Source organism: Leptolyngbya sp. FACHB-711 (assembly GCF_014695615.1).
In the GTDB taxonomy this organism is placed as follows: domain Bacteria; phylum Cyanobacteriota; class Cyanobacteriia; order Elainellales; family Elainellaceae; genus Leptolyngbya_A.
Genome location: NZ_JACJOR010000309.1, coordinates 1 through 8,832, shown reverse-complemented (window position 1 = coordinate 8,832; position 8,832 = coordinate 1). Strand labels below are relative to the sequence as shown.

At 50.1% G+C, this 8,832-nt stretch carries 9 protein-coding genes; 7 read left to right on the top strand and 2 right to left on the bottom strand.

What is annotated here, in order from left to right; translation table 11 throughout:
* The 4 genes from H6F80_RS12460 to H6F80_RS12445 all read left to right on the top strand — a co-directional run.
* Positions 1-769: hypothetical protein (locus H6F80_RS12460; protein WP_190791867.1), on the top strand; the 769-nt coding region annotated here is incomplete at its 5' end.
* Positions 770-1,028: 259 nt separating this feature from the next.
* Positions 1,029-1,232 carry a type II toxin-antitoxin system HicB family antitoxin gene (locus H6F80_RS12455; RefSeq protein ID WP_190791866.1) on the top strand — a complete coding sequence of 68 codons (204 nt, stop codon included), beginning with the start codon at positions 1,029-1,031 and terminating at the stop codon, positions 1,230-1,232.
* Entirely contained in the window at positions 1,229-1,453 is a 225-nt protein-coding gene (locus H6F80_RS12450) for a type II toxin-antitoxin system HicA family toxin (RefSeq protein WP_190791865.1), read from the top strand. The genes H6F80_RS12455 and H6F80_RS12450 overlap by 4 nt, the downstream gene beginning before the upstream one ends.
* A gap of 293 nt (positions 1,454-1,746) precedes the next feature.
* On the top strand, positions 1,747-1,956 hold the full coding sequence (locus tag H6F80_RS12445; protein ID WP_190791864.1) for a hypothetical protein: 210 nt from the start codon (positions 1,747-1,749) through the stop codon (positions 1,954-1,956).
* A 40-nt stretch (positions 1,957-1,996) separates the two neighbouring features.
* Here H6F80_RS12445 and H6F80_RS29115 read toward each other — a convergent pair whose 3' ends face one another.
* Positions 1,997-5,320: an alpha-mannosidase gene (locus H6F80_RS29115; RefSeq protein WP_199296534.1), complete on the bottom strand. Its 3,324-nt coding sequence runs from the start codon at positions 5,318-5,320 to the stop codon at positions 1,997-1,999.
* 110 nt (positions 5,321-5,430) lie between these two features.
* On the opposite strand from H6F80_RS29115, the gene H6F80_RS12430 reads away from it, so the two are divergent.
* The 3 genes from H6F80_RS12430 to H6F80_RS12420 all read left to right on the top strand — a co-directional run bounded on the left by H6F80_RS12430 (position 5,431) and on the right by H6F80_RS12420 (position 8,523).
* Positions 5,431-6,783 (top strand): hypothetical protein, encoded by a 1,353-nt coding sequence (locus H6F80_RS12430; RefSeq protein WP_190791863.1) that lies wholly within the window; start codon positions 5,431-5,433, stop codon positions 6,781-6,783.
* A gap of 356 nt (positions 6,784-7,139) precedes the next feature.
* Positions 7,140-7,832, top strand: coding sequence for a serine/threonine protein kinase (locus H6F80_RS12425; RefSeq protein WP_190791862.1), 693 nt, complete (start codon positions 7,140-7,142; stop codon positions 7,830-7,832).
* A gap of 538 nt (positions 7,833-8,370) precedes the next feature.
* Positions 8,371-8,523 carry a hypothetical protein gene (locus H6F80_RS12420; protein WP_190791861.1) on the top strand — a complete coding sequence of 51 codons (153 nt, stop codon included), beginning with the start codon at positions 8,371-8,373 and terminating at the stop codon, positions 8,521-8,523.
* Here the strand turns inward: H6F80_RS12420 and H6F80_RS12415 are convergent.
* Positions 8,520-8,832: metallopeptidase TldD-related protein (locus tag H6F80_RS12415; RefSeq protein WP_242067317.1), on the bottom strand; the 313-nt coding region annotated here is incomplete at its 5' end. The genes H6F80_RS12420 and H6F80_RS12415 overlap by 4 nt on opposite strands.

Below are 8,832 nucleotides of genomic sequence, written 5' to 3'. Positions count from 1 at the left end.
TCTAGCAGCAGAAGTCGCAAAGGAATTTTCAAGGTACTCAGCATTGGAGTACCACGAAATTGTATCAGCGGTTGCTAAGTATGCATTTGGATATCCTGAGGAACAGAAGTGGTGTTTTTTCCTAAAGCCTATCTACACAGAGGCTAAGGCAGTAATTCGACATGGCTTAAAAGAAAAAGAAATTAAAAACTATTTACTTTGCCTGCTAAATGAATATTTGGATGCGGGGGTTCGCTTCAGCATTGCCAATACTCTATATGCTATGGGAATTCGTACTAGAGATATAAGATTGATTTTTTATAAAGGAGTCAAGACACAGCTTCCACCCTATGCAGTTAAGGTTCTTAATAAATTAAGGGAAGAAATTGAAACGACAAACAATAATAAATTGTCCAATACTAATAAGCCAAAATTAGTATCTAACGACAAATCTATTGATTCTGGTAAGAATTCTAACTCGGCGATTGAAATTGATGATTTAATACGAAGAATTCAAATATCAGATGATTCGTTTGAAGTTCTAGAAATCGCCAAAGCCTTACAGGAAGAAACAAGAATTTGCCAGCTCTTCAAGATTGTGCAAGCCTTGGAACCCTGTCTTTCAAATCTAAAGGAACACCTGGCAGTTCAACTAGTAGAAATAAAGCATTTTAGAGACGAATACATTTATGAGATTATATGGCATTGTGCCAAGAAAATGAGCTATTCGAGCTTCTACAACGCATGGCATAAACTTCATTCTTCCAGTGTCGAGCTTGAAAGATTATAGAAGCTTTATTGTGTTGATGGGATTTGAAGTAGCATAAAAGAATAAGGGTGGTTTCTCAACAACTCTATGAGATTAAAGCTGGAGATTTTAGCTAATTATAAAATAACAATCGGTTTAGCCTTTTGAATAGACGGACCAAAAGCTTAGTGTAATGAAAATAGAATCACTATGAAACTCAAAAATATTGAAGTGTCGATCGACCAAATTAAAGAGTTTTGCGATCGCTAAGGGAAGAGCTCGTTAGGTGGAGAAACTCAGAATGAAATGGCGTGTTGTGCTTGAACATGACCCAGAAACGGGAGATTGGGCAGTGTGGTGTCCAGAATTGCCCGGCTGTACCTCCGCAGGAGAAACTCAAGAAGAGGCTCTAGATAATATTCGTGAGGCGATCGAACTCTATCTTGAACCTGAACCCCTTGAACTATCGGAAGGAGCCATCATCAAAGAGGTTTCGATCGGATGAGTCGAACCCGAAGAATGAACGCAGATGAAGTTGAGAAAATTCTTCAGCGTTATGGATTTGTTTTAGTTTCCCAGAAAGGGAGCCATCGCAAGTGGCGCAATCTTGAGCGTCAGCTTCAGGTGATTGTTCCCTATCACAAAAGCCGTGATTTACCGATTGGAACTTTGCGGAACATCATGACAACGGCTGATATTCCAGACAATGAGTGGAAAATTGATTAAAGCGACGTGTAAACCTGTATCAAGACACGCTTGCCAAAAATTGGGGTTTCCAGTACGGTTGTCTTTCAGTACTAAAAAATATCCAGTATCAAAGCGTCACCTGAGGCTGCGCGAACAGTCCCAGATGACTAACCCTCAAAACTGTGCGACCAGTTCGGAGGGCTAGAGGGCAGTTTATCACTCCACTAGCCATCCTGACTTGCTCTGGCAAAAAAGCAGCAGGGTGGCTTTGGTTTTGGGTATCGCATCAACCCAGTTCCAATGGACTCAACGACAAGTGGAGTGAAACTGTCATGACTTACAACAATGTTGCGCCGATTCAGATTAATCCTGACCCTCGCTATCTGACGATCGTGGTGATTGGTACACCGGAACACATCGATCGCTATAAGCGAGAGCAGCATTTGCGCGGATACGCCAAAATCTATGAATGGAGCAAGCCGCAGCCTGCACCGGATAGGTCTGAGAAGGTGATTGTTGCGCTGAATCGAATCATGAGTTAGCGGGATTGGGGAGGGTTTGAGGCGTGTTAGCAACTAAAGCTTATTTCTTCTCTGTCAGCAAGAAAGATGCAATTTGCCACGGTGCGAGTTGCGTGATTGGCTCGATCGCTCCCCAGTTCCCTGAGGAATCAATCCCTCCTCCTTCAAATTCTTCTAGCAGATTGGTTTTGCACACGCTCTGAAAGTTGAGTTTCTGAGCCAGCAAGCCACCAGTTGATTGCCAGTCGATCGCCGCAGACTGTCCCTGTCCTTCAAAGCAGCGCAGCACCCACTGAGTCGGATTACGTTCAGAGCGTTTGAAGGCAGCCAGGAAAGGGGCATCGGGCGGCAGCGTTAGAAATTCGCCCTGGGGCGGCAGGATGGGCTGGGCGATCGAGGATTGCTGAGGCAAAATAACCTGCACCGAATGGGTAAGTTCATATCCTCGTCGGGCGGTTTGGGCGGTTTGCCAGTTGCCGCAATGGGGATAGATGGCGTAGGTGAATTCATGCCAGCCGCGATCGGCATCGGGATGGGGCCACATGGGAGCGCGGAGCAAGGTGAGCCGGAGTTGATCAGGCTGGTGATCATAGCCGTGTTTGCAGTCGCTCAAGAGGCTGACGCCGTAGGTTTCGTCGCTCAAGTCTGCCCAGGTTAACGCCGGGACTTCCCACTGGGCTTTTTCTGCCTCGGTTTGCGGTCGGGTGGAACGATCGATCGCGCCAAACGGACTTTCGTAGATGGCTCGATCGGCTTCCAAATTGAGCGGAAAGGCGGCTTTGACGATCATGTGTTGTTCTTGCCAGTCCACCTGGGTTTCGATCGTGAGAATCCGGGAGTTGTGCGCCAGTCTGTAGGCTTGGTAAAAGGTGGATTGCCCCAGACGGCGAACGACCTGAATCCGGGTTTCCAGCAGGGTATGGGCAACTTGTCGAATTTCGGTCAGCTCTGTGGCAGGGAGAGGATGGCTGGCATAGTTAGGGTCAATGTTCCAGGCATCCCAATATTGCCCGCGATCGCGAAATGCCTGAAGTTGATTACCTGCCCCCTTGAGCACTTCCCGCTGACTCGATTTGTCGTAGAGTCGGGCGATGTCCCCGGTCTGTGGATCGATCGTTGCCTGCAAGAATTCGTTTTCGAGTAGGTATTCCTCACAGGCAACAGGAGAATTGGAGAGGGATAGCCTGGCTCCGGCATCGCCCCCTAAATTCCTCAATACTGCAGGGCTTTGAACGTTAGATGGAGCTGACTTGGTTCCCTCAGAAGTTAAGGGAGTAGGGGAGCGAAACAGGCTCAAATTCAGCAAAGCCAGCATTTCTTCTGAAAGTTTTTCTGAGGCGGGAACCAGCCAGAAGCAGCAATAGCCCAGTGCGGGAATCGGGGTGGGCTGAAACGTGAAGCGGATTGTGTCTGAATCAATTGCTTCGTGAGTGCTGGCAAGCGGTTGTCCAGCGAAATCGCAAACCTGCCAGTGGCCCGCAGGCAGCGTCAGGCAAATCAGGGGCGATCGTTCCCACGTCAGCGAGTTAAAGACAAGAACGGGCTGTGCTCCTGGGTGAGGTGGCTCGGGCAGCGTAAGAGAGGCGGCAATCGTTTGGAGTGCCTGCTGTTTAAGGAAAGTGGCAGTGTCGATCGCGTTTTGCCAGAGCCGGTTTGCGTCTTCGTACACCTCAGGAATGGCAGAACCGGGCAAGATGTCGTGAAACTGGTTAAAGAGCACCTGCTTCCAGGCGGACTCTAGCTGAGACTGGGGATATTCAACGCCGAGCAGCAAAGTCGCGATCGAGGAAAACAGTTCGGCTTCGTAGAGCAGCCGTTCACTGAGCCGATTAAATCGCTTTTGGCAGGCATGACTGGTGTAGCAGCCGCGATGAAATTCCAGATACAGGTCGGTTTTCCAGGTGGGGAGCAAATCTGAGGTAAGGGACTGGAGGCGATCGAGAAAGGCTTCGGCAGTGCTGAATTCGAGGTTAGGAAAAAAGGGTGACTGCTGCCAGCGACGCACCAGTTCCAGCATATCGCGGGTGGGTCCGCCGCCGTGATCCCCCACTCCGGGCAGCCAGAGGACAATGGGTTGACCCGAATTCTTTTCCCAGTTGCAGGCGTAACTTGCCATTTTTACCGGATCAATGCCTTCTCCGATCGGCGCAGAATGATGGCTGAAAATGCGGCTACCGTCGAGAGACTGCCACCAAAAAGCTTCATAGGGAAACTGGGTAGTGTCGTTCCAGCGCAACTTTTGGGTGACAAAGTATTCCACACCGCCCTGCTGGAGAAGCTGGGGCAACTGCCCGCAAAAGCCAAAGGTATCGGGCAACCAGGCAACCCGGCTGATCTGACCAAATTTCTCTTCGGTGTAATGCTGCCCATAAAGAATGTGTCGGACGATCGACTCGCCGCTAATCAAATTCAGCTCTGGTTCCAGCCAGAGTCCGGCAATGATTTCCCAGCGGTTCGACTTGACTTGCGATTGAATTTCAGCAAATAAGTCTGGGCGGTTGGTTTCAATCCAGTGATAGAGGGCAGGGGTGGAATGTCCAAAAATCAGCTCAGGATATTCCTGCTGCAAATCGAGAGCCGATCGAAAGGTGCGTTCTGCCGCTTTCCATGTGTCGTCGATTTCCCAGAGCCATGCCAGATCAAGGTGGGCGTGTCCCAACAAGTAAACCGATCGCTGTTTGATCCACTGGCTCCAGGAACTAAGCTGCTGCCGCATCGAGGTGATGGCGCGATCGAACCGGGCAGCATCCCTGACTTCTTCCCAGGGAAGAAAATCAACGACTGCCGCGACTTCTGCCAGAGCTTCGGGGGCGAATGTCGTCAGATAGGTTTGCAGCACCTCCAGTTCATCGGCAACAAATCCCGGTTCTGGGCAGGGGTCAAGCTCACGGTTTTCTCGCTCGTACAGCAGCAGTGATCGAACCAGCGCGCCATTATCGTGTCCCGGACTGACCAGCCGAATCGCCAGATCGATTTCTTCCCCGGGCTGAACGGCTTCGCTGAGGCAAATTCGCGTCTGACAGTCAAACAAATCGCCTTCCTGCACTCGATCGCCGTTTACAAACACCTGCGCTGCCTCCGCCCACCAAACCAGCGAGAGCCGCAGTGTCATTCCCATCAACGGATAGCCCTTGAGTTCCGCCGGAACCGTCAGCCGATGGCTCAGCCACAACACGCGCTGCCCTTTTTCCCAGGCAATATGCTCGCGATCGTTCACCGAGGCGATTGTCCATCTATTCCAGCTTTGCGGATCAAGTGCGGCGGTAAGCGACAGGTCTGCTTCACAAATGCGCCAATTGGCTTGCAGGTTGAATTGGGTAAGCTGGCGGAGACGGGCGATCGCCTGGCTCAGAGCGGGCACGGGTACGGGCAGCGAGTCTGTCATAATTTCGATAAGATCAAGGCATTGCTCAGGATTTGCCTTCCTGACTTTATCATCGCCTCATTTTTTCTTGCGTTCTTTCTGCCGTCCTTCCATTGCGTTCTTTTGCCGCTATGTCTTCTTCTGGACGATACAACAGCCGCTTTTTGAGTTTCTTGTCGCACCAGTCAATCCAGATCCAGGATCGATCGGGCATTTTGTGGCGACAGGCAAAGTTGATGGCCGTCTGGGGCGTGCAGATTACGCTTTATCCAATTTATCTGGCGTTTCAGAGCAGCCGACTCGCCACCAAACAACTGCGACACAGCATTGGCCAAACCCTGCCCCGACTTCAGGCAGCCGTGCAGCGACTACCGCAGCGAGGCAACGACTCAGCATCGACCCAGGCTCCTATAGAACGACAGCCGCTCACCAGCGACACTCCGATTCGCAAAGTTTTGGCAGCCGTGCAGGCAATGGGAATTTCGCTGCCGATCGATCAAATCCAGCTTCAGCCTGCTTTAAAAGGCTCTTCACAGTCGGTTCAGTTTGCGCCCAGGGCAAAGCCCGGAAAATCCCCGTCGCTGCGGGTGCGCGGCATTGCCTGTTTAATTGAATCTCAAAAGCTGGTTTTAGTGACGGTGCAAAATCAGCTCTTAGACGGGCTAACCGAGCCTCAACAGCAGCAGCTTCGGCGGCTCATCGTTTTAGAACTGGCAGAATACTGGCGACAGCAGCGCAGTCTCGCTTTGAGTCAGTCCCCTTTTGTCGATCCGTTTTTACCCCTGCCGCATTCTCCCCATGCAATTTTGCCGATCCGGTTGTTTTATCAGCTCATGGCATGGGAACAGCGAGGCACGATCGCCCTTTCAACAAATTTATTTCAAGAAGCCCGGCTCTCTAGAAGGCTGACAGCAAGCCAAGCTGAGAAGCCGCAACTGAGGTCGGCGGAGGTCAACTGGCTGCCGTTCGAGGAATGGTCGAAGGCGTTCAGCGCAGCAATGCGACAGAAACCGCAGCCAACCGACCGCAAATTTCGCTGGCTCCAGTTAGGAACTCAAGCCTTCTTCGATCGCCTGAATCGCTTGGATCATCCCCCCGACTGGGAAGTCACGGACACCAGCGCAATCGAGCGGTACAACAAAGGCGTGCTGGCAACCTGGAACCGTGCCCCCAAAGCCGTTCAGCTGTATCGAACCATGCCAAAATCGATCGCGGTGAATGTGCCCGTCAGCCGGGAGGTCGTTCCTTTTACGCCGTTGGAAACTGCTTTAGCAACCGTTGCGCCTGAGCCTGACCAGATTGCCGTTCACCCTGCTGCAACCAGTCAAGCCATTGAAGTTGCTTCCTACATCGAAGCGGAAGTACAGCTTGTCGGCTACATTAAACATCCGCTTGAACAGCTTTTAGAATGGCTCGATCGGGGCATGGTTTGGATCGAAGATCGAATCGCAAAAATTTGGGATTGGATTCGTCGCTGGCGATAGGGCGAACGATAAGGTAAATGCCATTTGCCGAATGACTTTGCTGGATCAATTTGCTGAATAAATCTGCCGAATCAATAGCAAAACCAATAGCAAAACAAAAATAAACGTTAGCGGAGGTTTGAAAAGTAGTATCTGAAAAGCAATATTTGAAAAGCAATATTTGTGCCCCGAACTGCCTTTTGAGCCAACCCTTGCTGAAGGAATCTCGATCGCTTTAGAAATTTAGAGTTCCCATTATTAGTGGAGCATTGTGGGTATCCTTGTTTGCCGGAAGTTTGACGGAATCGCTGCTCTGGTTTTGTATTTGTATAGAAAGCGAACGGGTTCTCTTTTCTCTGGTCAGGAGCGTTGATCTAATGGGCAATAATTTGGCGGCTCGATTCAGCGATCGTGTGGAGCACGAACTTCTCCCTGAACTGGAAGTGAGCAGCAACAGTCCCCATGATCCTGTGATTGTGAGGCAATATCCTTCCTCCTGGACGCTGTTAGGGGCAGGCAACTATGCTGCTGTATTCTGCCACCCGGATTATCCAGAGTTCGTGGTGAAGGTGTACGCGCCGGGTCGTCCTGGGTTAGAGGAAGAGGCAGAAGTGTATCGTCGTCTAGGAGATCATCCTGCCTTTTCTCAGTGTTTATTTGAGGGAAAGAACTTTCTAATCCTGAAGCGATTGGAAGGGGTGACGCTGTGGAATGCGCTGCATCGAGGCATTGCCATTCCACCTCAGATTATTCGAGACATCGATCGCGCACTGGACTACGCCCGTTCCTTAGGATTAAATCCTCACGATATTCACGGCAAAAACGTGATGATGACGCCCGCTCGTCGGGGTGTTGTGGTGGATGTGTCAGACTTTTTGCACGCTGATTATTGTTCTGCCTGGGACGACCTGAAGCGAGCCTACCGCTGGATCTATCGCCCGATTTTGCTTCCTTTAAAAGTTCGGGTTCCCAGTTGGACATTGGATTGGGTTCGCGCCTTTTACCGAAAACTACGACAAATGAGAAGCCGTAAATTTAGAGGGTTATTTTTAAGATCTTCCCACGGCTAAAGCGGCTGGGATACCCTGCATAAAGCAGATAGCACAGCGTCCAGACCTGGCGAAAGACTCGCTTTGCCCAGGATACGGTGATGAAATCAATTTGAGATTTGAAGTTAATTTTACTCTAAATAGAGTTTTCTTGATTTTTAAGGCTTTTTATAAAGTTTGTACAAAGGTTTGGTTGCCTCTGTATCAACTGTGACAGGATAGCCATAACGCAATATGTGTTGTTTGGCACATTTTCTACAGGGTTCTTTTTCGGCAATACAATTCTTCTTCATCTGCCATTCTGCATCGCGGTTGCGTGATGATTTTCTGGCAAAAAAGATTCAGCACAGCGATTCCTCTCGCGATCGTCGATAGAGTTCAAAGAACAGTTTGAATGGTCGGACTGTTTGACCTGCTTAGGGTCGCCAGTTTTTCGGTTATGACTTTTTCGGTTATCAGTTTTTTGGCTAAGCGTCCTTACCGTTCATCAGGTGCAGCTACCCAGTTCTCCTCAATCGGGTTTGCCGCTTCTGTACCTCTGCCTTTCCCGGATATGTCTATGAGATACGCATCAGAATCTATCAGCACATGGCTGACTACCATTCTCACTGTCGCGACGATTTGCCTGTTTGCTCCGTCCGATGCAAAACCAACTTTGCCCGTTCATTTGCACTGGGTGCTGCCAACTGCTCTATCGGGCTATTTACCTTAGCCGCGTCCCGTGGTCGAGAGTCCTTCAACGATCAGGGATGGCGTGTAGCAGGAACCGTTCCATTCTGCGTCGCTGCCTAGCTCTGTCAGGTTTTTCAGCGCAGTATAAACGTTGCCTGCCACCATCGTATCTTTGACCCGTCCAACAATCTGACCGCGATCGACGCGATAGCCCAGATCAACATTGATTGAAAACTCGCCGGACATTCCGGCACTGCCGCCCAGCATTTGATCAACGATAATGCCGCTTTCCAGTTTGCCGATCAACTCGCTCAGGGAAGCAGTTCCTGGCTGCACGATCAAGTTAAAC